At 32.5% G+C, this 26,482-nt stretch carries 23 protein-coding genes and 2 pseudogenes; 4 read left to right on the top strand and 21 right to left on the bottom strand.

Going from position 1 to position 26,482, the window contains the following annotated elements; genetic code table 11:
• The first annotated feature begins 4 nt into the window (after positions 1–4).
• Positions 5–592 carry a YeeE/YedE thiosulfate transporter family protein gene (locus tag ABV008_RS07500; RefSeq protein ID WP_352419203.1) on the top strand — a complete coding sequence of 196 codons (588 nt, stop codon included), beginning with the start codon at positions 5–7 and terminating at the stop codon, positions 590–592.
• Between the two features lie 52 nt (positions 593–644).
• Here the strand turns inward: ABV008_RS07500 and ABV008_RS07495 are convergent, their stop codons facing one another.
• From ABV008_RS07495 to ABV008_RS07470, 6 genes are all read right to left on the bottom strand, one after another.
• Entirely contained in the window at positions 645–1,322 is a 678-nt protein-coding gene (locus tag ABV008_RS07495) for a Crp/Fnr family transcriptional regulator (RefSeq protein WP_352419202.1), read from the bottom strand.
• Positions 1,323–1,387: 65 nt separating this feature from the next.
• On the bottom strand, positions 1,388–1,666 hold the full coding sequence (locus ABV008_RS07490; protein WP_352419201.1) for a radical SAM protein: 279 nt from the start codon (positions 1,664–1,666) through the stop codon (positions 1,388–1,390).
• Between the two features lie 72 nt (positions 1,667–1,738).
• The gene (locus ABV008_RS07485; protein WP_352419200.1) at positions 1,739–2,887 is read right to left on the bottom strand and encodes a toxic anion resistance protein; all 1,149 of its coding nucleotides are present in this window, start codon (positions 2,885–2,887) and stop codon (positions 1,739–1,741) included.
• Positions 2,888–2,898: 11 nt separating this feature from the next.
• On the bottom strand, positions 2,899–4,245 hold the full coding sequence (locus tag ABV008_RS07480) for a 5-bromo-4-chloroindolyl phosphate hydrolysis family protein (protein WP_352419199.1): 1,347 nt from the start codon (positions 4,243–4,245) through the stop codon (positions 2,899–2,901).
• Between the two features lie 669 nt (positions 4,246–4,914).
• On the bottom strand, positions 4,915–5,979 hold the full coding sequence (locus ABV008_RS07475; protein WP_352419198.1) for an NCS2 family permease: 1,065 nt from the start codon (positions 5,977–5,979) through the stop codon (positions 4,915–4,917).
• A gap of 35 nt (positions 5,980–6,014) precedes the next feature.
• A complete protein-coding gene (locus tag ABV008_RS07470) occupies positions 6,015–6,656 on the bottom strand; it encodes an isochorismatase family protein (protein ID WP_352419197.1) in 642 nt (213 codons plus the stop codon).
• Between the two features lie 211 nt (positions 6,657–6,867).
• On the opposite strand from ABV008_RS07470, the gene ABV008_RS07465 reads away from it, so the two are divergent.
• On the top strand, positions 6,868–7,752 hold the full coding sequence (locus tag ABV008_RS07465) for a LysR family transcriptional regulator (protein WP_352419196.1): 885 nt from the start codon (positions 6,868–6,870) through the stop codon (positions 7,750–7,752).
• Between the two features lie 214 nt (positions 7,753–7,966).
• Here ABV008_RS07465 and ABV008_RS07460 read toward each other — a convergent pair whose 3' ends face one another.
• The 10 genes and pseudogenes from ABV008_RS07460 to ABV008_RS07415 all read right to left on the bottom strand — a co-directional run bounded on the left by ABV008_RS07460 (position 7,967) and on the right by ABV008_RS07415 (position 20,975).
• Positions 7,967–8,707 (bottom strand): DUF4184 family protein, encoded by a 741-nt coding sequence (locus ABV008_RS07460; RefSeq protein WP_352419195.1) that lies wholly within the window; start codon positions 8,705–8,707, stop codon positions 7,967–7,969.
• A 239-nt stretch (positions 8,708–8,946) separates the two neighbouring features.
• Entirely contained in the window at positions 8,947–10,890 is a 1,944-nt protein-coding gene (locus tag ABV008_RS07455; protein WP_352419194.1) for a vWA domain-containing protein, read from the bottom strand.
• A gap of 11 nt (positions 10,891–10,901) precedes the next feature.
• A complete protein-coding gene (locus ABV008_RS07450; protein WP_352419193.1) occupies positions 10,902–12,140 on the bottom strand; it encodes a hypothetical protein in 1,239 nt (412 codons plus the stop codon).
• Positions 12,130–14,249 (bottom strand): annotated as a pseudogene (locus ABV008_RS07445) (P-loop NTPase family protein). Before ABV008_RS07445 ends, ABV008_RS07450 begins: the two are co-directional and overlap by 11 nt.
• Before the next feature lie 106 nt (positions 14,250–14,355).
• On the bottom strand, positions 14,356–16,149 hold the full coding sequence (locus ABV008_RS07440) for an oleate hydratase (RefSeq protein ID WP_352419192.1): 1,794 nt from the start codon (positions 16,147–16,149) through the stop codon (positions 14,356–14,358).
• Between the two features lie 203 nt (positions 16,150–16,352).
• Positions 16,353–16,925, bottom strand: a complete 573-nt coding sequence (locus ABV008_RS07435) for a TetR/AcrR family transcriptional regulator C-terminal domain-containing protein (protein WP_352419191.1) — start codon at positions 16,923–16,925, stop codon at positions 16,353–16,355.
• 326 nt (positions 16,926–17,251) lie between these two features.
• Positions 17,252–17,449 carry a hypothetical protein gene (locus ABV008_RS07430; protein ID WP_352419190.1) on the bottom strand — a complete coding sequence of 66 codons (198 nt, stop codon included), beginning with the start codon at positions 17,447–17,449 and terminating at the stop codon, positions 17,252–17,254.
• The gene (locus tag ABV008_RS07425) at positions 17,440–17,844 is read right to left on the bottom strand and encodes a GtrA family protein (protein WP_502929757.1); all 405 of its coding nucleotides are present in this window, start codon (positions 17,842–17,844) and stop codon (positions 17,440–17,442) included. The genes ABV008_RS07430 and ABV008_RS07425 overlap by 10 nt, the downstream gene beginning before the upstream one ends.
• Before the next feature lie 413 nt (positions 17,845–18,257).
• Positions 18,258–19,493, bottom strand: a complete 1,236-nt coding sequence (locus tag ABV008_RS07420) for a 2,3-bisphosphoglycerate-independent phosphoglycerate mutase (RefSeq protein ID WP_352419189.1) — start codon at positions 19,491–19,493, stop codon at positions 18,258–18,260.
• A gap of 27 nt (positions 19,494–19,520) precedes the next feature.
• Positions 19,521–20,975, bottom strand: a complete 1,455-nt coding sequence (locus ABV008_RS07415) for an SLC13 family permease (RefSeq protein ID WP_352419188.1) — start codon at positions 20,973–20,975, stop codon at positions 19,521–19,523.
• Between the two features lie 139 nt (positions 20,976–21,114).
• On the opposite strand from ABV008_RS07415, the gene ABV008_RS07410 reads away from it, so the two are divergent.
• Both ABV008_RS07410 and ABV008_RS07405 read left to right on the top strand, forming a co-directional pair.
• Complete coding sequence (locus ABV008_RS07410) at positions 21,115–21,990, top strand: LysR substrate-binding domain-containing protein (RefSeq protein ID WP_352419187.1); 876 nt, start codon at positions 21,115–21,117, stop codon at positions 21,988–21,990.
• Entirely contained in the window at positions 21,991–22,137 is a 147-nt protein-coding gene (locus ABV008_RS07405; protein ID WP_352419186.1) for an ATP-binding protein, read from the top strand.
• Positions 22,138–22,227: 90 nt separating this feature from the next.
• Here the strand turns inward: ABV008_RS07405 and ABV008_RS07400 are convergent, their stop codons facing one another.
• From ABV008_RS07400 to ABV008_RS07380, 5 genes and pseudogenes are all read right to left on the bottom strand, one after another.
• Positions 22,228–23,421, bottom strand: coding sequence for an anti sigma factor C-terminal domain-containing protein (locus tag ABV008_RS07400; protein ID WP_352419185.1), 1,194 nt, complete (start codon positions 23,419–23,421; stop codon positions 22,228–22,230).
• Entirely contained in the window at positions 23,411–23,758 is a 348-nt protein-coding gene (locus tag ABV008_RS07395) for an RNA polymerase sigma factor (protein ID WP_352419184.1), read from the bottom strand. The genes ABV008_RS07400 and ABV008_RS07395 overlap by 11 nt, the downstream gene beginning before the upstream one ends.
• 37 nt (positions 23,759–23,795) lie before the next feature.
• The gene (locus tag ABV008_RS07390) at positions 23,796–24,452 is read right to left on the bottom strand and encodes a Vat family streptogramin A O-acetyltransferase (RefSeq protein WP_352419183.1); all 657 of its coding nucleotides are present in this window, start codon (positions 24,450–24,452) and stop codon (positions 23,796–23,798) included.
• Positions 24,453–24,978: 526 nt separating this feature from the next.
• The gene (locus ABV008_RS07385; protein WP_352419182.1) at positions 24,979–25,455 is read right to left on the bottom strand and encodes a pyridoxamine 5'-phosphate oxidase family protein; all 477 of its coding nucleotides are present in this window, start codon (positions 25,453–25,455) and stop codon (positions 24,979–24,981) included.
• Between the two features lie 68 nt (positions 25,456–25,523).
• Positions 25,524–26,141 (bottom strand): annotated as a pseudogene (locus tag ABV008_RS07380) (DUF6273 domain-containing protein).
• Positions 26,142–26,482 lie beyond the last annotated feature (341 nt).

Here is a 26,482-nt window from a genome sequence, read left to right as displayed (position 1 = left end):
ATTCATGAAAATTATATTAGCAATTATACTAGGAAGTCTATTTGGCTTCGCACTATATAAATCAGGCGCATCAAACACCAAAAAAATATTATCTATGCTTAGACTAGAAAACTTAAACTTGGCCAAAATTATATTATTTGCAATAGGTTTTTCCAGTATTTTAGTATTTATTGCAAATAGCCTTGGGATATTTGATATAAGCCACTTTAGCGTTAAAGCAACAAATTTAGGTGTAATAATTGGTGGTATTATATTTGGAATAGGTTTTGGCTCTATTGGTAGTTGTCCTGGAACTTGTGTGGCAGCAGCAGGAGGAGCTAGTTTTAAAAAGGCTTTTAGTGCTATCCTAGGAGGACTATTTGGAGCATTCATCTTCTCTCTTAGTTATGGATGGTTTAGCGAGTTAGGGTTATTTAGTACTATAGATTTAGGAAAATTAACTTTATTTCAAATTTCCGATAAGTATCCATCAGTGTTTCAGTTAGGTTTTATAGGGCTATTGATTTCTGGAATAATATTATCAGCAGTTGCATGGTTTTTACCTAGTAAACCATTTAAAAAAGATACTATAAGTAGTTTAAGTGAAGAATAATGAAAAAGGGACAGTTATGCTCTCCATCACAGGATTTGAAAAACTGTCCCTTTTAATAGTTAAGAATTTGATTTAGCTTTCCTTTATCGATGATTTCAATAGTCCCTCTAGATAGTGATACCATATCCTCATTTTGAAAATATTTAAGCATACGAGTAATGACTTCTCTGGCAGTTCCAAGATTTTTAGCAATATTCTCATGAGTAATATAAAGCTTATCTGTTCCTTCGATATCTGCTTGTTCTAGGAGAAAGTTAGCTAATCTTTTATCCATACTCATGAATACAACTTGCTCCATTAGCCACATAATATCTGATAGTCTTGAAGCCATTATTTGTGCTTCAAAATCCTTCACATAGAAATTTGATTTGCACAGTTGTTTATGAATCTCACTTGGAATAAGATATATCTCGCAGTCTTTCTCTGCCTCAATATTAATATCAAAGGTAATATCTCTTAGTATGCAGGATGAAGATAAAATGCAAGTATCCCTATCCAACAACCGAAACAATGTTATCTCTTTGCCTGATTCAGAAAGAAAAAGGCTACGAATAATACCACTAATCACTACTAAAATACCAGTGCAATCATGACCTCCTTCATGTATACTTTGACCTTTCTTGAATCTAAGTAAGTTTCCATTATTTAAAACTAACTTTTGCTCATCGATTGATAACTTATTCCAGAATGGGAGTAACTCTTTTAGTAATTCTATGTCATTATTTATCATTAACCTCACTCCATTCAAAGTGTCCATATATTATACTTATGTTTATTTTTAAGAATTATGAAATTCTATACGCCCTCTTCATTAAACTCTGGAATGAAACTTTCTGAAGCAGTATCCCCTTCCTGTATAAATCCATTTTCTACTCCTAGCTGAACTGCAAAATCAACTAACTCATTGTACTCGTTCTCTGCTATCTTTCGATTAAGCTCAGGATATTTTTCTACATTTGGAAGAGGTGTATATTGATTCATAATACTAATATATATTGAGTCTCCATGGGTTTGGTAAAGATATTCTATTATATTTTTAGAATCTTCAAGATAGCCAGGTAGAGTCAGAGGCAAAGAAATATAGTAATATTCTTATATATTAAAAACCTCCTCCCACAATGTAGTGAAAGAAGGTAAAGTTATTAATTAGCCTCTCATTTCTAAAAGCTTAGTTTTCAATTCTCCCTCAATTCTGTTTAACTCAGCTTCCGCTTCTTTCCTCTTTTGATGACCTTCATTTTGAATACGTATTACTTCATCAAGGGTAGATATTAATGATTCATTAGTAATACGAAGAGTCTCAATATCTACAATTCCCCGTTCTGATTCCTTTGCTATATCAATAGTTGCCATTTTAAGTGTTTCAGCATTTTTTCTTAATAGCTTATTCGTCATATCCGTTACTTCCCTTTGAGCTTTTGCAGCCTGACCCGAGTGAGTAACTCCCAAGGCTAAAACCATCTGACTTTTCCAAAGTGGAATTGTGTTTACAATCGTTGACTGAATTTTCTCAGCCATCATGGTATCATTTCCTTGAACCAAACGAATCTGCGGTGCCATTTGAATCGAAATCATCCTCGTTAATTCCAAATCATGAATTTTTTTTTCAAAACGGTTACAGATGGCAGTTAAATCATTAACGGCCTGTGCATCTTCTGGAAGTCCACTGGCAGCAGATTTTTCTATCAATGCAGGTAATTCTTCATTTCGAACCTTAGCCAGCTTCTTTTTACCTGCTAGAATATACATGGAAAGCTCTTTAAAATATGTCTTGTTAATTTCATACATTTTATCAAGCATGGCTATATCTTTTAGTAACTGTATCTGATGCGTTTCTAATGCATCACAGATTTTATTTATATTAACTTCTGCCTTATCATATTTCGTCTTCATAGCAGCAAGTTTATTAGATGTTTTTTTGAAGAACCCTAAAAACCCTTTCTCCTCTTCATCTATATCAAAGCTTTTCAATTCCGTTACAACACCTGAAAGCATTTCACCGATTTCACCTAAATCTTTGGTTTTTACATTATTTAAAGCAGTTTCGGAAAAATCTGCTATCTTCTTTTGAGCTCCTACGCCATATTGAAGAATCTTATTTGATTTGCTTAAATCAATCTGATTTGCAAAATCGTCGACTATCTTTTTCTCTTCTGGTGAAAGGATGCTTTCATCAAATACTGACTTTTCAATCTGATTGTTATCATTATTTACTATGTCTTTGCTTAGTAGCTCTTGAGCTGATGTATCATCACTAAAAGGCTCAAAAGTTAATGTAGGTACTTCCTTATTCATTGTTTATCACCTCATAGTTTGTTTTTATCTCTTATATTCTTCTCAGTTAATCCTTCCTGTGCAAACATAGTTTGTAATACAGATATATCTGTTGATATATCCATTGCCACATCCTCGAACAAACCATCTAATAAATTTTCAAATGCAAGGTTAATAGTATCCATTGTTTCCTCTATCTCTTTCTTTGCGTTTGAAATATTATCCCCTTGTACAGGCTGATAGTCAAATTCTCTATAAGCATCTACCAGTTTTAATGTTGTTGGTAGAAAATATTCCGCAAATTTCTTTATTTCAGGAAATTTCTCAGGATGGATTTCTACATAGTCATAAATTTTTCCTGTTACCTCTTCTAATCTATCTAATTTCCTTGAAATTTCTTCTCCAGGAATTGCTATATTCGCATTTTTGATTTCTAATACAAATTGTCGTCCTTCATCAATTGCCTTTCTAATTTCTGGTTTCAATGAATCACTTTTACTATTTTTTTCTCCCTGTCCAAATTCATGACGAGTCGATTGTTCTTTCTGGTTTGCTTGTTCCTCCAGATTTTTCATTCTTATATTTTCCTGCAAATTAAGGTATTGTTCATAGCATTCATTATCTAACATAAAACAGGTCTTTTTGTCATCAATATGTCCTTCCGGGAACATTCCGATATCAATCATTTTCTGTAAATCCTTTACTGTAGCTTTATTACTCAATCCTGTTGCGGAAGAAAAGTCCTTAATCAAGCAGTAATTGCGACCATGTAGCTGTGTTACATACCTTTGAAATCTTTTTAATCTTTTCCTAATCCGACTTCCATTCATGTATAAAATTATACTTGCAATAAAACAAGGTAAAAGTACCATTGCAATGGTAAGGAACACACCCTTAATTCCAATCAGATATCCTAATACAGATAATACGGTAACTGCTATTCCAAATGCAATACTACCTATGGCCCCAAATACAGTTAACAATGTTCCAGACACCCGTCCCATTGGAACAGTGAGCTTAGTAAATTTTGGAACTGGTTTACTCTGACCATAACCCTGTCTATGAGCATTATTGTGATTATTTATATTATTATAGTTATCTCTTTGTTGTTTTGGTTCTTGGTCCTTCCATGTCTGTGAAGCTTTTTCATATCCTTGTTGATAATTATTAGCCTTACCAGCCTGACTATTCCAGCTTTGATTCTTCCAATTATGATGATAATTTTGTTTCCAGCCAATTGACCTTCTCACCTCATCAAGTGCACCTTTAACAACATTTTCAATATCGTGATTTAAACTATTAAAATTCCTATTGTTAATAGCATCCTGAACAATATTTTTAATCTCATCACCTAAATTTAAATATCCTCGATTATTCATACTCGCCTCCAAGTAATTAACTTTAGAATGAGTTTTTCTTCATAGTACTAAATCCAATTTTTATCATTTTTTAAATCATATCATATCTAATTTTTGAAATCAACTATCATTGAAAATGAGTATAATTCCCTAGTCAAGCGGAAATAAAAAGGAGTTGCCCAAGACAGCCAGTCCATCCCCTCAGCAATTCATAAGTGAATTTGAAAAATTAGTATGAATTAATCTCTGAGCCATGTGAGCCGAGCCATGGGGGCATTTTGTCTGCCATCAATTTATTAACACCATCTATTATTTTTTCCAATTTTCATGATTTGAGTAACTGTCTCCAGCTTACTTTTGTTTTTTCTCTGAAAATCTTATAAAGTTCTTAGTATCCTTAAAGTAACTTAGTATAAAATATGGCTTATTCTTGGCACATTTGTCATTTCCTTTCATTGTAATTAATTCTAAAAATATAACAAGAATAACATCTCTATGAACTCTACTACTATATACACATAAAAAAACTCCTTTTTATAAGAAAATTAATATCTTATAAGAAGAAGTTTTAATTTAATATTCATTGAAGTAATCATCAATTTAATATAGTTATTCATATATTAGATATAGCTCGAATATGGCAAACAAATCGTTCTCTTGTGTTAAAGCTTATATATAGGAAATCAGAAATTAAAAACCTGTAAAAAATCTTACTAACAAACCTGCCACCATACCAATAAAGGGATCTGTAACAGCGGTAACAATTGTGGTAACACCTGCTACCATAGGAGCATCACTAAGACCTGCACCAGCATTGTTGGGAAACACTACCAAGGCACCCAAAACGAAAAGGAAGCCTGCAATGGATTGACTAGGAACATACTTGGCTATTTTGGGTAAAAATTTGATAAGAAGGATAACGGCCATGATAGTCATCATCAAAACACCACTTCTTACAGGGTTTGGTGCTGCAGCGGTACCGCTGATGATAGCTTCTACAGGACCTCCACCAAAGAAAGCACTAGCTGAGTCCGCAAGCCCTGAATACAGGGTAATCTTATCAACATCCACTGCTGCTCCTGCAATACTTCCAGTAACGCTAGCATAAGCAATGTTGCCGCCTATTTGCAAAGTAACCAAAGCAAGGATATTGCGAATAACATTATAATTGCAAGTAAACTTTAATGGCTCAAATTTTTCGTTGCTCAAATCTAGAGAACTTTCCTCGCTTACGGTTTTTTGAGAAAAACGTTTTATTAAAACATGCACTAGAGTGCTGACAAATACGCTGATAACAATGGTGTATATCAAGTTATTATCAGTGAAGAAATAGGTCAAAATAGCGGATGTCATAGCAACACCACCTGCTATTTTGTTTTCCTTGCACATCACAATACCTGTTTTGGCAAGCATGATACCTACACCTGCCATCATACCGTTTAAGATTGCTGTGCCGATAAAATCAATAGTAGGATTGAGGAGTCCAAATCCACCGATGATTGCCATTACAATACCTGTGAAAAATACTATGTTCAATCTTTCGTTTCTATTCTTACCTAAGGTACCTGCCATAACAATGGATTCTGCCTGAAAAGAGATGGGAGCTACCTGCCCAAATACCAACATGCCTATAGAACCAATCAAAAAGCCAGCTGCAGTGGGCAGTACGCCAAATCCGTAAGAAAGAGCTAAAAGACCTTGGGGTAATCCATTTATTACAACGGCTATCGCCGCAAGTAAATCTTGAAAAAACATGATTTTCCCTCCTTATATGCGTATTTTATATTATTCTATTTTGAAAAATGATTTACCAATTCTTCACTTGTAACGACATCGCCAAATACATAGTCGACGTTTTTCAAAAATGCAGTATGAAGGTCTGGGCTTGTACCTGCTACACAATCAGATAACACAATGGCGCGCATATCTCTCTGATGAGCGTCTAGAACTGTGGCAAAAACGCAGACATTGGTTGCTACACCTGTAATGATCAGAGCTTTTTTGTTTAATCCCTTCATAAGAATTTCAAGCTCAGTAAGATAGAAACTAGAATATCTTCTTTTAATGATAACATAGTCTCTTTCATTGGGAATCAGTTCATTTACGATTTTAACACCTTCCGTGCCTTCAACGCAATGCTCTGGTTCGCTTCTCTCTAACTCCATGCCAAAATCAGTTTTCTTGGTATTATGCATTTCCTGAGTGTAGAAAACAGGTACATCATTTTCATATGCCCATTTTTTCATCTCCAAAATATTAGGAATCAAATCTCTTCCTCCAGGACATTCGATGGGAGCACCTTCTGTTATGAAATCGTTTTGCATGTCGATAATAAGAAGTGCACAATCATCTTTTTTCACTTTTGATAAATTATTCACAGCCACATTCATCTCTCCTTTTATTTCTAAATTTTTAAGTTGTGATACATTCATAAATATCACTCTGTTTTTTTGTAATTTTCTGTTTATTTAATTATATCATCGGGTTGTGATAGAGTAAAATATATAAAACTTTGTGAAATCAATAGGATTTTCCTATTGTTCATCTTGACTAAAAGCTTAATAAAATGTAATATAATAATAATGTTATTTGGAATAAATCAATTATTGATAGTTCTTGTCTATTATATAAAGGAGTCCAAATATGAACTATAATATTCTTCGTTATATCATCGCTGTAGCTGAGGAGAGAAATTTTACCAAGGCAGCAAAAAAACTCTATATTGCTCAGCCTTCATTGAGTCAAATCATCAGAAGTGAGGAGGAAAAGCTAGGAATTTTGCTGTTTGACAGAAGCTGCAGTCCCATAGCTCTCACAGATGCAGGTCATGAATATGTCCGTTGGGCACGCCAAGTGGTATCTATACAGGAAAATATGGAACGACGTTTACAAGATTATTCCGTAAACGAGGTTTCGGTCCTTCGAATAGGCATACTGCCTGAATGTAGTGCTTTTATTCTTCCTGACCCCCTCAAAGCCTTTCGGGAGACAAATCCTAAGCGGTATGTCCAAATTCGTGAACTGAGCAGCAATGATCTCCAAAACAGTCTTGAGAATTCCGAAATGGATTTTATTGTTGGCCTTACCCATCCTGATACATTTAAATATTGCAGTGAGCCTCTCTATGATGAACAAATTGTTTTGGCCGTAACTCCAGATTTTTCCCCTGCAGACAAAACTGTCAAGGAAGTGGATCTTGCTGATTTTGCAGATGCACCCTTTGTAATGATGGAAGAAGGACAATTTCTCTATAACATGACCCATGAGCTTTGCAAAAGATGTGGCTTTGTCCCCAAGGCAGTAGTAGAATGCTATAATCTAGAAACTGCTATGCACATGGTTAAGGCAGGGGTAGGAATAGCTCTTATACCTGATCTGATGTCTTGCCTAGTGGAGGGGCTTCATTATTATAATATCAAAGGTTTAACTCCCGAATCTCAAATATCCGTGGTTTATCCCCGTAATCGTTATCTTACTAGAGAGGCTAGAGAGTTAATAGAACTTATCAAAAGCAATGCAAAAAAATAATTAATTAGCATCCATGTTGTAAGAAATATCGCTTTTATTTTAGAGAAGAACTTTTGAACCGATTGGCTTGAAGTTCTTCTCTTTTTTGCTTTAATTCTATTTTATTTCCATCTGTTTTCAACTCTTCTATAAAACACAAATTAAATTTATCTTAAAATTTTATCTTATTAAACTTACATATTTGCTATAAATAATCAGAAACTTATTTCATGCATTAAGAAATAGCATTTTTTATATATTTAGTCTTTATAATTCTAATAAATGATATTAACAATACCGATAAAATTCCACTGTTCATAATAGCTATTACTATTTCACCAATAGAAAAACTTTTCTTTATTTTTAAGACTATAAAAAATATTAGAATACTAATTGATAAGACCTGTAGCCAATATTTTATTTTCCCATTTATATTGTAATTAAAAACTTCCGCTTTTTCTGACTTAAATATATATACAACTATAATCATGAAACCTAACATAGTAGATCCATGTTGTAGATATTTATATATTGGTATATTAAATATATTATTAGATAATACATCTATTCTATTTACAACATACCCGCTTTTATGGGTAAAACTGTCCCATACTACATGGGTTACCATTCCTATAAATGATGAATATGAAAAAATAATAAACTCCTTAAGACTAGTTAATTTTATTTCATCATTGTATAGTACATATAAGTGTTGATTTATTCCCCTAGGTAAATTTGAAATAAGGTCATTTTTTATAACTTTATAAAAAATTAAATATAATAAAATCACTAAAGGTAAATTTATTAATAAAAATCCTTTTATACTATGGCCAATCACTCCTATAGGCTTAAAATATATAAAGTATTCATAATCTGGCGCCATAGTTCCTAGAATCATGGCAGCATTATTTATAAATGATCTAGTTTTTTTTGTGAAATTAATTACTGCTGCTGGATGAGCTAAAGTAAAAGCCATATCTTCACCTTCTTTTAATATTATCAATTTTCCTATTTGTTTTTACAAGAAATTTCACTTTATCAAAGTTAGAATCTTAATCCTTCTTAGAGTCAATTTACATATAACATATATTATAACATTAATTTTACTACTAGAAAAATATCTCCGTCAAGCCTAGTCCTCCCTTGGTCTTAGATGAATTTCTTAAAATATACCTAATCCAAAAATAGTTTTGACATATCTTTTCAACATGTAAACTAATTATTAAAAATAGACTGCATATTTTTCCCTACTGCTTTTAGCAGTTCTTTTGGTAGTTTTTCTACTTGTTCACCAATCATTACTCCGTGTGGCTGTTTGTATCCTTCATTCCATACAAAGTTAAAGAATTTTTCATTTGTTTCGTTGCTTTTTCCTATTTGAAATCCATAAATTTCAACGTTTTTAGATAATAATTCTTGTATAGCTTCTTTTGCTGATCCTGGAAAACTTGATGCACCATCTGTAATTTCGAAGATTATTTTTACTTGTTTTCCTTTTTTTATTTCACTTTCTTGTATAGAAGTAATACTACCTAATATTTCCCTAAGACAGCTTGAATCATCAGTTGCTCCATCTGTTGCATCAAGCTTTACAATTGAGCGAATAATATCGCTTTTTTCTTTTTCTTTCATACTTTTATAGTTAAATTCTTTAACATTATAAAACTTACTGCCAAAAAACCAAGTTTCGCTTAAAACTTCTACTTTTTGATTCAAATGTTCTGCATTGCTTTTCAAATATCGATTGAAATCATCTATTGACAACAAAGTCACAGCCAAAGCTTTCCTTGCAGCTTCGATTTTTGATGCATTCATTGAACCTGAATTGTCTATCACAAAAGAAATCTCTATTCTTTCAGGCAATATATCTGTTTGGGGCTCTAGGAGGTATCTATTAAAAATTCGAAGGTTTTTATAGGTTCTCTTTTTTTCAGCTTCTACAAAATCCGGATAAGAGTTAATAAGGCTATCCACATCTAGTTTTCCCTTTACTTGTCCACCTCTTTTTACACTTATTTCTTTTTTTGCATCTCCTATTAACTTTTTCCAAAATTGACGCATTTGATCTCTTTCCGATTTCATCTTATTAGAATAAAATTGAAATAATTGTTGGTCTGTTTGGTTAATCCCATAGGAGGTTAAATCCAACTTGCCTTGCATAGTATTTTGTATACTTTCAATTGTTTTGTCTTGTTGTTCTACCATTTCTTCTAGAATCTTTTCCACTTCTTCCTGTGTAGATTCTAGCGAATCTGGTAACTCATCTGCTTTAGACTGTTCAAAAGGATTTTTATCTCTCTTTATGTTCTCTCTTTTCTGTCCTTTTGATCTATGAAACATCATTTCATCAATTTCTTTTTCCCATAATTCTTCAAAAACTGGGAAAATAAAAGAACGAGTAAGTGAATCTCTTTCTATAATTCCTTGTTCATTATTTATCTGTCTAACTAATTGATGATGGACAAAGTCAAAAAAAGGCTGATTAAAAATTTTTCTATCAAATGGATTTTCAGCACATCCTTCTATTATAGGCTCTTTCTTATATAATTCTATAATTAAAAAACTGTTAACAAAAGCTCTATGTCTAGGCATTTGAGAAATTGATCCGATAGTCTTTCCTGTCTGTTTCATATATGAAACAATTCCTCTGAAGTTTTCTTCATCTCTATATATTGGACACATCTGCAAAACTCTTAGAAATGATGTGTACTTATCCAATAGATGTAGCATATCAAGAATTTCTTTTCTTACATAATTAGAAATAACTTTGGGTTGATATGCGTTGTCTTTTTCTAGTCCTTCTATTTTTATCCTAGCTAGAATATAGCTTGTCATGTGATCAATTTCTTTCTGCCAGTCTTTTCTTCTAAACAAATATTTTTTAGTTTGCTTTTTCCAGTCAGAGTATAAGGCTAGCTCATAGTAGATATGCCACATGATTTGATTGTCATCTAATTTTCTATCTAAAAAGCTTTCTAATGGCAAGTACAAAACTCCCTTGGAAGGATCTAATAAAAATCTTTCTAGTCTAGAATCGGGAATATACATCAAACTAGAATCTCCAGTAAATGTGACTAATGAGCGTTGTTCTTTTTGTAAAAATTCTTCCAAATGTTTTTTAGATTCTTCAATTAGAGTTTGTTCATCGAAGTCAAACACACTCATCCCTCCTATTGATACAGTGGCAAATCCCACAAGTCTTTTGGTGTATCAATTCTATCAATGTCTAACAAATTTAATTTACCTTCTATGTCCATAAGCAAATATTTTGAAATACCTAATTTATAGACATTTGTAAAAAAAACTTCTTTAATCGTTGCCTCTTCATTTAGATACCAATTTCCAAAATTCTCTTCAAGTAAGTATATGATTCCATCTTCGCTTAAAACTACAGCTGTACCCTGCTTAGATTGAACCTCAAATAAATTACCTTTAAAATCATTCATTTTGGTTTTTCTGATTTTTACATCTTCGAGTAAAGAAAGTACCTTGAGCTGCCCTTTATTTCCTATCACTATAAGGGAATTTTTATTGCTATCTTCATCTTCTAAGCACCTAATTTGTCTTATTTCATCATTTGAAAAATCTTTTTTTTCTGTAATAGTAAGTCGTCTATTCTCATATTTGATAAAATATAATTTCCCCATCTTTGTTCCAACTACAAAATAGTCATTATTTATTCTTTCTAATGCAGTCCAATCTGGAATAGTGCAGCATATATCTTTATGAAAAACTAAACGATACTTATTTTCTTCTTTTACTACTTCAAATAAATATAACTTTTCGTCTTCATTTTCCACTACAAATAAACCATCGTTAATTGCTAGACATCTTCCAAATCCTTTAAGCCCATGATCTGTTTGAATCATTCTAACTTTAATCTGCCCATTGACATCAGGTATTTTATCAAAATTATCACTTGAAAGTAGATAGCATCCACCTCTGACTCCAAAAAGCAAAATTACTTTATCGTTCAACTTATATATAAATGAAATTCTCTCTTTTATTTCTTTAATAGGATGGCTCCACTCTACTTCAAGTTGATTATGCTCAGAAAAGTCATCTGGAACATCTATATAAAAAAATTGAACTTTTCCATCTATACTACTTGTAATAAAAAGCTTTTCATTAATCATCAATGTAGTTTGTAAGAAACTATCAAAACTAAAAGCACCCAATTGTTTTATGGGTTTTATCTGCATCGAAGTCTTTTTGATATTATTTGCATAAACTCGATAATACGGGATTAAGCCAGCTAATAGTGTTTCTTCAATTTTTGAAAGTTTGTTTAATTGTTCTTCAAAATCATCATATAAGATCCCATTTGTCAGGCATTCATTCAGCTTTTTTCTTAAAACTTTAACTTGGCTCTTGAAATCTTTCTCATCAACTGATAAATTAACTTTCATTTTTTCCTCCATTATCTTCTAAGTATTCAAGTAGTTCTTTTGAATGCTCTAAATGAGATAATTGCTGGTCTAACTTTTGATATTTTTTGGCATCAATTCTTGATGAATCATCAATATCATCTCCAAAAAATTCTTTTAGTCCCTTTGGTAAAGCTTTTCTTGGGACTCCTTTCCCAAATATCAGATGAACCACATCTAAATAGCTTAAAGCTTCTATTGATTGACGAACATAATGATATGTACGTGTTCGAATCTCATCATATGTTGTCGTTACTTCCCCTATACCTTTAGTCTCAATTTCCCATCCTTCACTTATAGGAAAAAATCCAAAACGTACTGCCTGTGAGAGAATATAGTTTTGGTCGTCAGGATATGTGATTGAAGTAATAAAACCATCCCACAAAGCTTTGCTTAAGTCTTTTTCTTCACCTTGATTCCAGTTATCTAAAACGTGTAAAATATTTCGGATTGATAACACTGATTCTCGGAGCTCTAGTTCATCTGTTCCAAAACCGTTTTGAACTTCACTATCTCTCCACTTACCCATAAAAACATTCTGAGTAACCCTACACAACTGAGAAAAGCGAAACAGTTCTTCTAATGTCCTTTTGGAATCGGGAATATGAATATTACCATTTTTATCAGCTAATCGTGTTATTATTATTCTAAAAAGTTCATTTTTTTCAGGAAACTCTTGGTCTTCTAAGGAACCAGTTATGTTTTGAGGTACATAATTGTATTCAATGGTTACAAAACGTGATTTAAAGGCAGGATTTAGTTCATTTGTTCCTTCATAATTGGCATTTGAGTTGATAGATTTCCTGTGCCAATAAATCCAAATCCAGGTTTAATCAAAACAGGGCCAACTCCTGTAATGTAAGCTGTACTCCCAGCGTGACGCTGCAAAATATCATTCAAAGCAATTAAATTTTGCATGGCAATTGTATTTAATTCGTCTACGATTACAGGGCGACCTTCCCTTACCGCAATCAAAATTTCTCTTTCTATTTTTTTGATTTCAGTACCAAAAGCGCTATTACTTGCTACTAATAAATCAGAAAAACTTTTCCATATTTGAATCTTAAGCTGCAACTGCTCCTCATCAGTCATCTGCTCTAGTCTCCCTTTGTGCTCATCCATCCACTTATAAAAATCTCCTATAATCATATTCAGATAATCCGCAAAAGAACCTCGAGAGAAACTGTGTTTCAGTGACAAAGTTTTCTCTACAAACATATCTTCGTAAGTTAAATTATGTGAACCAGATATAAATAGTGGCTGTAAAGATTCTATTTCCTCTTTACTTCCATTAGTTAAAATATTTTTATAGTAGAGCTTTCTTTCCTCATTAAGATCTCTAAATTTCTCAATAGCATCTTTTTCTGTCGCATTTGGATTGGCAGAAAACCAATCCTCCATTTTGTCTTCTAATTCTCTTTGTGTTCTATTTTGAATAGAAAAATCCACAGCTGCTTCGATTGCTAATTGTGTTTTCCCACTTCCTAAATGTCCTACAATATATACGGGAACGCCCATATTCAACGAATCTATTACTTTTTGTTTTGCTTTGACTACATAGGGGACAGTTATCAAACGTTGTTGGTGTTGGGTTTCTATATCGCTTATTAATTGACGCTTATAATAAAATTCCCATGCTTCAGGAGAGCTTTTTAGGACTGTCTTTAACTCTTTCTCCAATTTTTCTATACGATCAACACGGTATCTTGTAGCTGAATTACTCCCATAGTGGCTGTAATTACTATTCTGGCTACTCATTCTCCTTTCGAATCTGAGGAAGAACTTTTCGTATTGGATTAAATTTTCAATTTCCTGTATTCTCTTGCCCATATTTGCTGTTTCTTCTTCTACATAAGCTTTATATTTTTCATAATAAATATTATCTTTTTTAGGATCAAAAGTGATTTTATCGTTCCTTTCTTCAAATCTTCTAAAAGCTTTAAAAAATGACCCTTGTTCTTCTATTTTTTTGCTGTTTTCACATCCTAATGATTTTAAAGCTTCCTTACGCAAATCATCTTTATACCAACTTTGCATTTCTTCTATAGAGGGAATACAAGCTTGATTAAGATTTTTGTTTTGTCCTTTCATGGAATTTTTTTCCTTTATATAGTGTTCTATTATATTATCAATATAAATTAAAATCCCGATTTTTCAAATTCGGGATTTTAATCATATTATTTAATTCTAGACATCATTAAATGATTTTATATTCTTTCAATAGCTTTTCAATCTCTGTTCCAGCTACTTGTTTTTCAATTTTACGTCTAACTAGTGGTGGCAAATCAATTTCTGGTTTTTCTCCATCTAATAAACATACACCTGCATTTAACAAATAGCGGATATCATATCTGGAAGCATATACTTCAGGAACTCCTTTTTCAACTCCAGTTAAAACATATACTGCTTCCATAGCTGTACGTCCTGAGTATTCAATAGTAAATACAGTATCACGTCCTGGATCATCTAATGTTTCAGCATATTGTCCAAGGAAAGCAAAGTTTACTGCGTTCTTTGGTACAACATAAGGACGATCTCCAAATTCACGAGGCATAAATTGAGATGTGATAAATGGCATCATAACAGGAACTGCAGTACAGCTTTCTGCTAATTCTTCTATTTTATCTGTAGGAACTCCTATATGATATAACCATTCTTTTGTAATTTCCTTGCCAGTACAATCTCTCATAGATTTCTTAATATAGTCTCCAGGAACATCAGTAAATAAACCATATACCCAAACAACAACATCTTTTTCAGGCTGACCATAATATTGTTCTTGACGATTTATGGTCCAACTCATTAACCATGAAGAGTCAACTGCAGTAACTATACCACCCGTTACAGTGTGTCCAGTATATGGGGAACGTTTTGTAATCTTTTCAATATATTCAGGAACACGTTCATCATGACAAGTTACTGTACAAGACTCCCAATTAGATTTTTCAGGATCTGTACAGAATTTATCTGGATTTCCAAACTCATCACATTGAGCCGCTATATTTCTCCACAAAGTCCAACATCCTTTTGCCTCCTTGTTAAATGGAGCTGGAGTATTGTCATCACCATATCCAGAACCTTCAGTCATAGAACCATTAGTGATAAATATCAAATCATTTTCTGTTAAGTCAATAGAAATGTCATTTCCATTTTTATCCCTTGCAACTATTTTCTTTGCAACTTTTTTATCATCTGAAATTGAGAATTCAACATTATCAACAGTGACTCCATATTCAAATTTAGCACCATGATCTTCCAAATATTTAACCATAGGTTTTACAAATGAAGTGTATTGATCATGGCGTGAAAATTGTAGTGCAGAAAGATTTGTTAAACCGTCAACGTGATGAATGAAACGATTCATATATAATTTCATCTCTAAAGCACTATGCCAGTTCTCAAAAGCAAACATTGTTCTCCATATTGTCCAGAAATCAGTGTTTAAAAGTTCTTCAGAAAAAATATCTTCAATAGATTTGTTTTGAAGCTCTTCATCTGTCATCATTGTAAAAGCAGCTATTTCTTTTGCCAAGTCTTGACCTAAATTGAATTTTCCATTGTCATAGCGTACACCTTGGTTTTCAGTAATACGACAGTTGCTAAAGTTTGGGTCATCATGATTTGTATAATAAAAATGATCTAGTACAGTCATATTAGGATCTTCTGTAGATGGTAAGGAACTAAATAAATCCCATAAAACTTCAAAATGATGCCCTTGTTCACGTCCACCACGTGCCACATAACCTACATTTTGGCGAATTTGACCATCCAAAGATCCTCCAGGAATATCTAATTGCTCTAAAAAAGCAATCTTGCTTCCATCCATGTGTGCATCACGAATCAAAAAACATCCAGCAGCTAATGAAGCAATTCCAGTTCCAACTAAATAAGCTTTTTTGTCTTCAATTCCTGTTGGCTTTCTTGAATTTACTAAAGAGTGGTAATTTCCATTTGTAAGTGTAAGCCTATCATCATGTGTTTTTAATTTCATTTAATCTCCCTCTTTCTTAATTTTTAATAGTCCTCTAAATCAAATTATTTTATGTTGTTTAAACTTATAATATAGCTTTTTTATGCCTTTTACATTAGATAAACAAACTGCGGTGTTCAAAATTCGAACACCGCAGTTAATTTGCTTAATTTTTAAGCATTGATATTATATTGCCTGATAAAAAAGGAATCTCTCATTGTTTTTTACTGGACATCTCTTAATCCAGCACTTCGTTTAAGGGATAATTCAATGTTTCCATCAAAGAGCTGCCCGATTCGCCTGATGATAGTATCAGAGTCTTCCTTCATTCCGGAAGCAACCCAGCGTAGGACCATTTCAGTGAGGGCACACTGATAAAAGGAAGCAATCAGTTTTTTGTCTCCCAAAGAGGCGGGGATACCGTCGCTTACTTTTTCAACATACCGAATCATGACATTTCCTGATACATTGTATATATAGTTTTCTAATTCCTCTCTCTGCATGGAATTATATACATGATTAATAGCTGTTTTGTTTTCTAAAGCAAACTTAGCAGCCGCAATAAAGCTCTCCTCCCAAGAGAGTGTATCATTATATTCGTCAATGACTGTCTGAAGTTCTGTTTGGAAAAGCTCTGACAGAACTGCATATACATCGGTGTAGTAATAATAAAAAGTATTTCTGTTAATCTCACATGCCGTAGCAATATCCTTAACTGTAATTTTTGTAAGTGGACGCTCATTTAGCATCTTGATGAATGACTCACGAATCATTTTTCTGGTATACTGCTGTGCCAAGCCGTTACCTCCTTAATGCTTTATCTGTATTCAAAATTAAAACACATAGTGAGTTACTTGGAAATAATCTATCATCATATAATTTATTATACCTCCTAACCCCTAAAAAAACAGGGATTTCAAAACACTCTGCTGTGGCAATTGCGTCGATGTTTGCGCCAAGAAACATAATCTCCAGCCAGTGGAAAAGCTCAGCTGGCATCAAGGGTAATCTATGGGCAGATTTCTAGATGCGATGCTTCCGAATATTACAAGTAAGTTCATTCCTTACTATGTTTCCTAGCACCAGACAATATCTAATGTGGAAACGCTATTTCTGCCGCTATCTAAAATATAATCAGTAATCCAGCAAGGATAGACAAAATTGTAAGTATTGACCTGTCTTTGTTTTTTGCAAATGACACAATACCCAATATAAAGCCGATTACTCCTAAACCAGCAATAAATGGAGTAGGTATAGGAATTCTGATCGAAATTCCTAGATGATTAGCTAAGGCTTCTTGAGGAAATACTTTTAATTGCATTTAAAAACAATAAATTTATTTATTAAAAAGCTTGCTATTCCTGTAATAATAGAGCCTGTTAAAGCTGATATATTGGACCATAAAACCTGTGATATACCTAGTAAGTTATAAAAAGATAGGTTAGAAAGTATAAAAGCATTAACTATAGCTGCTGCACCTATAACAGAGGTGAATTTTATATAGGAGCCTTCTGTTTTAAATGTATATTTTTTATTCCAGTAGTATCCATTAGCAGAATAAGCTAAAAAAGAAATACCTTTAAACAAAAAATTTATGTAACCGCTATATACACCAGTGATCTTCCAAAGTGTATTTAATATGATAAGGTCTAATAAAAAATTTGAAGCACCAATAATAGCATATAATATAAATTGTTTCATATTTTTTTTACCCACTATTAGCCCCCCTTATATATGATAACATTATTATACTACTAAGCATAAATTAAATTTATTATAATGGAAATTTTTTGAATCGTTAATTATGTAATAAAATACTTTGGTTTCAATAGCAAAATAAATTGATATGAATCCTATGATACTATATTTTTTATATTACATAATCTGAATTGGACAAGCCTTGCATGAGACATTCATCTGCTTCCTCAGTCGTAATACTCCTTCACAAGCAGTATTACGACCTCAACGTAAGTTGAGATGATGAAACGATACTAATACGAAATTGTAAAAATCCTAATCTTCTACCCACTATTGACATAGAGCCTAAACAATTAGAACCTAAGGAAATAATCCTTAGGTTCTAATTGTTTAATAAGATAATTTAAATTATAATATCAATTGAAACTTATCTAGTTTCCTCGCTTTTTAGTTCTTTCTAAATAGTCATATAATGTCCATATAAATTCACAACCTTTTATTCTGCCCAGCCCACCGTGACTACAATCAATTTCGCTATATTTTTCTATTCTATCTCTTCTAACTCCAGGGCCGTTTATTAATACAGGTACTGGATCCCCACTATGCTCTCTTCTTTCACATGGTGTTGAATGATCTGCTGCAACAGCTATAATTGTATCATTTAAGTTATAACTTAATATATTTTCTATAAGCTTGTCAAACAATTCTATAGCCTCTACTTTTCCCTTCGGATTATCATCGTGGCCCATTATATCTGGTGCTTTTAAATTGACTACTACAAAATCATTATTTTGCAACTCCTCAACTACCTTTTTTGCTTTAAGTTTTACATTTGTATCTAAATTCCCAGTCATTTTTATATCTGTAGCTGTACTAAATCCGGCTAATCTAGCAACTCCTAAAACTGTTCCTTCTGCCGCAACACATGAGGCTTTGAATCTTAATTCTTCAGTTATCTTTCTCATATTCGGCATCATGCCAGCTCCCCTTGTGAGGATAAAGTTTGCTGGTAGTTTTCCTTTGACTTCCCTATCCTTGTTAATTTCATGTTTTTTTAATATTTCATTCGCTTTTAGTAAAAATTTATTCAGAACATTTGCAGTATGCATAGATTCTTTACTTCCATCAGTTGATTGAACTTTTTTATATTTTGTTTTTCCATCAATTATTTTAGGATCTGAATCAGTTATATTTTCACTAAGGTCTTGACCTCTCAATATTAGTACTGCTCTATGTTCTGTGGCTTCTTTAAACAATATTTTTATCCCATCTATTTCAATACCATTAATTGAATCTGCTAATATATGAGTATTTTCTCTAATACGTCCTGCTCTTCTATCTACCACATTGAACTCTTCATCTACTGTTGCGAAATTGCATCTAAAAGCTACATCCCCAGGCTCTAGCGTCAATCCCGCTCCAGATGCTTCTATAGGTCCTCTTCCTGGATAATCTTCTAAACCATAGCCAAATAAAATCATATGTCCTAGGTCGGTTCCAACTGGTACCCCTGGCCCTAATAAATCCATAATACCAGTTGCACCTGTCTTAGCTAATTTATCTAAATTAGGAGTTTTTGCATATTCTAAAGGTGTCATATCACCTAATTCTTTACAAGGTCTATCCCCAATTCCATCTGCTATTGCTAATATTACTTTTCTTTTCATGATTTCATCTCCAGTTATTACCTTATTTTAAAATATTACTTGTAGCCAAGTAAAGTACATAAGGGATATAGTTATAGATGCTATCAAACAAGCTAAAAGTCCAAGTTTTAGTTGGTCTGATACATCAAAATAACCTGTACCAAAGTATAGTGTATTTACTTTTGAATGTGGTGGTAATGTGATAGTATAGGATATTCCAAAAGAACACGCCATGGCTATTGGTACTGGGTCCATACCCAATGTTTGAGCCAATGTAACTATAGTTGGTATCAATATTGTTGTACGTACAGTTTTACTTGTAAATATTAAATGACTAAATATTGAGGTAAATATAAGTATTACTGCTACTAATCCATGATTCATAGTTTCCAATCCTAATGCACTTACTAGACCTCCTATTATATAACTTGCTCCACCTGAATCATTAAATGCATTCCCTACAGCATATGCACCTGCTGAAAATATCATTAGGTCCCACTTTATATCTGCTTTCTTCCATTCTATTACTCCAATCTTTGGTAGTAAACAAAGTAGCATACTCAAAACAGCTGTCTGCTCTGTGCTTATTTCAAAACCAAACCATTGTTCGTGATAATTTCCAGTAGCCCATAAAAGAAGGGTAATTACAAATATTGCCGCAGCCCTTTTTTCTAATGCTGATATAGGTCCAAGATCATCTAATTGTTTTTTTAGTATGCTATTAGATTCTGATGATCCTTTTAACTCATCTTCTACTTTATAAAGTTTGTAACCTATAATGAACACTAATAAAGATGTTATTACTGCCTGTGGTAAAGATCCTAGTAACCATTCCATGTATCCTAAACTTGAGCCAGTCATCTCATTAATAAACCCTAGAGCTAGTACTTGTGCTGATGTAGCAGTAATTACCATAGATGTAGCAAATGCATTGTTTTGAACTCCTTGAAGTGTCATGAGCTTTCCGAATTTACTTTTTCCAGGAATTTGTTTATATACTTCTAAGAGTACAGTTACTATTGGTACCAATAGTGCTGCTCTTGCAGTTGTAGATGGTACAAAAAATGCTACTACAAAATTTGTAAGTATTAGTGCTACCAATGTCCCTTTAGGAGTTCTACCAAGTTTTGTCACTAAAGTAAGAGCCAAACGCTTTCCTAAATTTGTTTCGTTAATTGCTGATGTCAATACAAACGCTGCTACCATTAGCCAAATAATATCAAATCCCAATGTACCGAATGCTATTTCTTGATCTTTTACTGCTCCTATAAGGGGCAATAATAAAATACTTATAATTGAGGTTTGATATATAGGTATCGGTCTTGACACCCACATTATAAGTGCAAATGTAAATATTGCAAGACTTTTCTTTCCTTCTATTGTCATGCCCTCTGGAGTTGGCATACTCATTATGACAATAAATAAAAGTATTGCTATAATTCCGCCTATCGTTGCTCCTTTTCCATTCTTTTTGCTTTTCTTTAGTGTTTTACCTTTGTCCATATTCACCTTCACCTAACCTCTCTTTATTAAACTTTAATTTTATTATATTCCGTATATATATATAACACAATTCTATTTAGTTTGAATATCTATAACGATATGTTATAATTAAGAAAAAAAGTATGTAGGTGATGTATCTATGGATATAGTCAAGTTAAAGTCATTTTTAATCCTTGCTGAATGTAAAAGTTTTTCTAAGACTGCAGATATCTTGTATTGCTCTCAACCAGCCATAAGTAAGCAAATAGAAAGTCTTGAAAACGAATTGCAAGTCCCTCTTATTAATAGAATTAGAAATAGGATTTCCCTAACAATACAAGGTGAACACTTTATACAATATGCTGAGGAAATTGTGAGATTATACGAGAATTCAAAGGAGCATATTAGACAGATTGAAAATCTCAACGAAGGTACCCTGTTTTTTGGTGCTACTAACTTTATAGGTGTGTATATTATTCCTAAACTTATAAAGAGGTTTCAAACGCTATATCCTAAAATAAATATAAATATGGTTATACAATCGTCTAAAAAACTTTTTTCGATGCTAGAAAAGCATGAAATAGAATTTATATTTTTATCTCATTATGTAGATATAGATCAAAATAAATATATAACCAAACCTTTTTGCACAGATGAGTTAGCATTAGTACTAAATAATAATCACAGATTGTCGGATAAATCCAGCTGTAAATTAATTGATGTTAAAGATGAGCTATTCATTACAAAAGATTCAAATTCGTCATTATATAAGTTCTTAGATGAAAAAATGCAAGACTTTACTTTCAATAGAAAACTCATAATAAGTAACCAAGAAGCCATTAAACATGCAGTCATAGAAGGTATTGGAATTTCCATTATGTCAAAAATTTCTGTGGAAACAGAAGTAAAAGCGGGTCTTATAAAAACATTAGAAATTGAAGATTATAATTTAACAAGAGAAATAAATTTAGTATATGATCGTAGAAAACATATAACACCAGCAGGGCAAGCCTTCTTCAAGCTACTAGCATTATAAATGTTAACGGAGCGTTGTATCATCAAAAGAAATGCAATTTTAGATAGACTAATTCATCATGCGTGTATTATCAAAATTACAGGTCCATCATATAGACTAAAAGGAAAGATGGACCTAATAGAAAGCAAGAAAAATAGCAACAACTAATTCTAATAATTGTATATTTTGAGATTCTAAAAGTTTACAATTTAACGAAACCTATCCCATGGGGTGGAGCCCTAGTTTTTGTAATGTGCCCTAGTTAATATTTCTTTTCGAAACCAATGCCTGGTTAAGATTTAATCCCTTTATGCCTTCTTGATGAATCATTTCAAGTAAATCCTCGGCTTCGGCAAATACAAGAACTCCATAGGTCTTTACCCCTTGATTTTTAGCATACTCTAAAGCTGATTTATAAAATTCATATTTTCCTGTTCTATGTTCAAGAACATTTACCGCTGCTTCTCGATCAACCACATATTCAAGTAAGCTTATATAATGATGGTTATATGCTTGAGCTTCCAATGGTGAATCATTCTCAAAACCTACTGGATTTACCAACCAACCCAATATGAAAAATGCAGGATATTTAACACTAATATGTTTTTCATCACCTAATAGAGCTGTTCCGCTTTTACTGTTTTTTAATTGTATCCCTATTACTTCGTTGATTTTCTTATCAGGAGAATCTGTTCTTATACCAGCCCATTCAAATTCAATATCCGGATACTTCAATTCTAAGTTATATAGCTCTTCCATGGTTAAATCATTTTCGAATATTATTTCCATTGATACATAAGAAACAGGATTTAACTTTTCAAGATGGTTTATAACATTCTGTTTCTTTTCCTCTATATAAGTCTCATTGATATCTGTATATCTAATATCTAGAAATATACTCCGGTTCAAAATAGGATCTTTATTAGAAGATACTATTTTACCACGCTTTATTCTATGATTAACATTATAACTTTCATCAGTAAACACATTTCTATAAGAGTACATAGCATTGTATTCGCCAAATCCCTTCTTATCTACTAATACAGTACTAGGACTTAAGCCAGGCATATTTAACTCAGAAATAGCATATACATCAAAACTGATATCACTATCTGAATAGCCAACAGTAATTTTTTTAGGATTATAATATATTGTATCAACTAATGGTGAGGCTATAAAAAATATCGTAATTACTAAAGAAATTACTATGGCTACAGAGGCAAACATCACTTTTCTCAATCTGTTATTCACACTTTTCTTCAGCTTAATAGTTTCTTCATCATGGTTTTCAGCTTTAGCTATTTTTGTTAGATTTTCAAACTCTTTATCCATAATTTCTGATAGATACTCTTCTATTGTCTCGTACTTTTCTATTTCTCGTTCAATATAATGCTTTTCCTCTTCTGTAACTAAGCCTTCTTTATATAGATTTAATAATTCTTTAAAGTCCATTTTCTCCCTCCAATACAATTTTTAGTTTTCTTCTTGCTCTAAAGAGTATTGTCTTTGCAGCACCTTCTGTAATATCTCTTGATATGCTAATCTCCTTAATTGAAAATCCACAGTAATAATAAAGGATAAGAATTTCTCTGTAGGAATCCTGGAGATTTATTACTAGATTATATAAATACCTTTTTTCTTCTGATTCAATTATCTTATCCAATGGAGTCTCATTACTAAATAGAATATTTTCTAATCCAGTTTCACTACTATATTCTTTTTTCTTTTTAAGAAAATCTAAATATAGATTTTTGCAAACTCTAAAAATCCAATACTTAAAATATTCCACATCATTATCGAGAGATAAATAGGCTTTGAAAAAGGTATCACTGGTCAAGTCCTGATGTTAGCATTTCAAGATTATTAAATATCTTCTCTTCATCCCAGTTCCACCATTGAAGCTTTAACAGCATTTCAATTTGTTCATCGCTAAAGCGTTTCTTGATAAACTTAGCTGGATTACCACCGTATATTGTATATGGTTCAACACTTTTTACTACTGTTGAGTTAGCAGCAATAATCGCACCATCACCTACCTTCACTCCTGGCATAACAGTTACATTTTGACCTATCCAGACATCATTGCCAATCACAGTATCTCCCTTAAAGGGGAGTTGTTCTATTGTTGGAGTAACCCTTTCCCAACCCCCACCAAAAATATTAAAAGGATATGTTGTTATGCCATCCATCCTGTGATTTGCTCCGTTCATAATAAACTTAACACCCTCTGCTATTGCGCAAAATCTACCTATAATTAACTTATCTCCTAGGAATTCATAATGGTGTTCTATATTATCATAAAATTTCTCAGGTGACTTTTTGCTATCACTATAATAAGTGTATTCCCCAATCTCTACATTTGGTCTTTTCGGCAGATTACTTATATAACAAACCGTTTTGAGGTTTTCATTTGGATATAGTTTATTCTTATCTGGTCCAGACTTCTCATTTGGAAAATTATACTCATTTATCTTTATATTCATCTAATTATCATCCTCTCATTTTTTTATAAAACAAAAAACCTTTCCAAACTGTCAAGTTTCGGAAAGGTTATAGGTATCATCTATATAGAGTTAGCACAAAGCAACTATTCTAAAACAAGAATAGCATAAAAATACTCTATAAATACAAGTGAAGTATAATACAATTATAATCCTATCCAAAGCTTACACTAGTTTAGTCCAACTGAAAATAACATATCCTTATATCAAAAAGAATATGCCAACTCTACTTATACTACTGTAAATAATAAAAACTGGATAAGATTACATGATCATTTTAACTAATCACCTCAAAGTTATAAATTTGTACATATAGATTATAAGATTTTTGAATTACATAAGTCAAAGATTAAATCATTGTAAAATTTAACCCTCTTGAGGAAGACAATATCTTTCCCCTTTATAAGATTTCTACATACCTCTCTGCTCCATGCACACGAGTTTGTTGTCCATCTTTTATTAAAATTGTTAGTAGTTAACCCTTTAAATTATATGTAATATTTCATTTTTACTTTACTGTTTTGTTGATGAAATTAATTTCATACTTCTTTTCACCGTATTTTTCTGCGTTGTCAATAATCACACCTTCTGTGAGGGTGATACGCAAAACAATTGAGTTTGGATTGTCCTCATCACCAACTTCATCGAACCAGTCAAAGATTTCTTTAAATTTAGCTCTAATTTCTGCATTCTTCTCGTCCTTGACCCAACCGAGATTTTCAGCCCTGCCCTGAAAAGTGTACCAACCTAACCCAGCGACAGAAACCTCTTTGTTCTTCTCAATTTGTAGTATTTTATTTTTTTTTGCATCCGTAGAAACATAAAATATGCCGTCTTCATAATAGGCGCAAACCATACGAACAGCAGGGCTAGGACTGCCAGCAGCGTTCGGGGATAATGATATTGTCGCAAGTGCAATAACTTCCTCTTTACCATTTCCGCAAAGTTCCTCCATAAGTTTCATCGCATTTTCGTATTTGCTCACTTTAAATTTCTCTTTTCAAATTTTTAGTGCTGTAACTATAGTCAAACCACTTAAATCGTGCCCAAGACTTACAATTCCAACCTTAGCCACAAAACGGGACGAACGCCGCCTGTACATTTGCCATCGCTGATATTGCCTTTCAATATATTGTTGCCTTGGATACCTATATTACCGTCAGTCCCGAAGATGTACACGGCTTTTACATTAACACGGCCGAGTGACCGAAGCCACCACCAACAACACCATTCTTTTCCCTGAAGTCTTGCCAATCGCTTACTGTTGTTTTCATCTTTTCCTTCAAACCAATATCTTTGATTTTTTCCTCGATTATACAGTTTTTAAAGGCTATCACCAAAATATTTGCACACTTCCTCAATGCTTAATAAAAATACTCTGTCTTGTGTATCTGCTCCGCCTTTTGAACCATACCACTGATTGTCAGGATTTTTATTTATTACCGGAATGATTCTTGATTTATCAGCTGCACTGAATTTGTCATAAAATTCACCATTAAGATATTTTCTTAACGCGCAGTCAGCCCATGTTATATCTTTATAAGCATCATGGTAAACCCGTTGTTCTATAATTTCTTCGGTTATAATCAAAGTAGTGTTGTTTTGTATGTTAAGTATACGCCAATTATAACCGCCGAATGATAATGATGAGCCGATTTTAACATCTTCCATTTAAAATAAAATAACATAATCTTTGAATAAAAAATAGACCTTTTATCCATTTATGGTTATCTTGGCTCGAGTCGATGGAATTGATGTTAGGGGGCGATTTTGCACGTGGCGTATACGGAAACATATCCACTGGCTGCACTCCCAACACTTTAAATAATACTTAGATCGCAATATATAATTGATGCGTCGTAAATAAACACTAGATAGGCTATACTAAATAGGACAAGCTGATTCCGAACATGATATAATAATAATAATAATAGTTATCACGGGGAGGAATTTTAATGGCAAAACATTATGAAGAACCATTCAAAAAGCAGATAGTAGCTTTATATAATAAT

The sequence above is a fragment of the Proteiniborus sp. genome (assembly GCF_040308045.1).
Taxonomy (GTDB): Bacteria; Bacillota; Clostridia; order Tissierellales; family Proteiniboraceae; genus Proteiniborus.
This window is presented reverse-complemented; position numbering and strand designations above follow the sequence as displayed.

Bases quoted from the DNA above. Each gene is read 5' to 3' on its own strand.
- ABV008_RS07500 (WP_352419203.1), top strand. From the start codon at position 5: ATGAAAATTATATTAGCAATTATACTAGGAAGTCTATTTGGCTTCGCA.
- ABV008_RS07400 (WP_352419185.1), bottom strand. From the start codon at position 23,421: ATGGACTTTAAAGAATTATTAAATCTATATAAAGAAGGCTTAGTTACA.
- ABV008_RS07390 (WP_352419183.1), bottom strand. From the start codon at position 24,452: ATGAATATAAAGATAAATGAGTATAATTTTCCAAATGAGAAGTCTGGA.
- ABV008_RS07415 (WP_352419188.1), bottom strand. From the start codon at position 20,975: ATGGACAAAGGTAAAACACTAAAGAAAAGCAAAAAGAATGGAAAAGGA.
- ABV008_RS07405 (WP_352419186.1), top strand. From the start codon at position 21,991: ATGTTAACGGAGCGTTGTATCATCAAAAGAAATGCAATTTTAGATAGA.
- ABV008_RS07420 (WP_352419189.1), bottom strand. From the start codon at position 19,493: ATGAAAAGAAAAGTAATATTAGCAATAGCAGATGGAATTGGGGATAGA.
- ABV008_RS07480 (WP_352419199.1), bottom strand. From the start codon at position 4,245: ATGAATAATCGAGGATATTTAAATTTAGGTGATGAGATTAAAAATATT.
- ABV008_RS07410 (WP_352419187.1), top strand. From the start codon at position 21,115: ATGGATATAGTCAAGTTAAAGTCATTTTTAATCCTTGCTGAATGTAAA.
- ABV008_RS07450 (WP_352419193.1), bottom strand. From the start codon at position 12,140: ATGAAAGTTAATTTATCAGTTGATGAGAAAGATTTCAAGAGCCAAGTT.
- ABV008_RS07465 (WP_352419196.1), top strand. From the start codon at position 6,868: ATGAACTATAATATTCTTCGTTATATCATCGCTGTAGCTGAGGAGAGA.
- ABV008_RS07475 (WP_352419198.1), bottom strand. From the start codon at position 5,979: ATGTTTTTTCAAGATTTACTTGCGGCGATAGCCGTTGTAATAAATGGA.
- ABV008_RS07460 (WP_352419195.1), bottom strand. From the start codon at position 8,707: ATGGCTTTTACTTTAGCTCATCCAGCAGCAGTAATTAATTTCACAAAA.
- ABV008_RS07470 (WP_352419197.1), bottom strand. From the start codon at position 6,656: ATGAATGTATCACAACTTAAAAATTTAGAAATAAAAGGAGAGATGAAT.
- ABV008_RS07485 (WP_352419200.1), bottom strand. From the start codon at position 2,887: ATGAATAAGGAAGTACCTACATTAACTTTTGAGCCTTTTAGTGATGAT.
- ABV008_RS07440 (WP_352419192.1), bottom strand. From the start codon at position 16,149: ATGAAATTAAAAACACATGATGATAGGCTTACACTTACAAATGGAAAT.
- ABV008_RS07495 (WP_352419202.1), bottom strand. From the start codon at position 1,322: ATGATAAATAATGACATAGAATTACTAAAAGAGTTACTCCCATTCTGG.
- ABV008_RS07430 (WP_352419190.1), bottom strand. From the start codon at position 17,449: ATGCAATTAAAAGTATTTCCTCAAGAAGCCTTAGCTAATCATCTAGGA.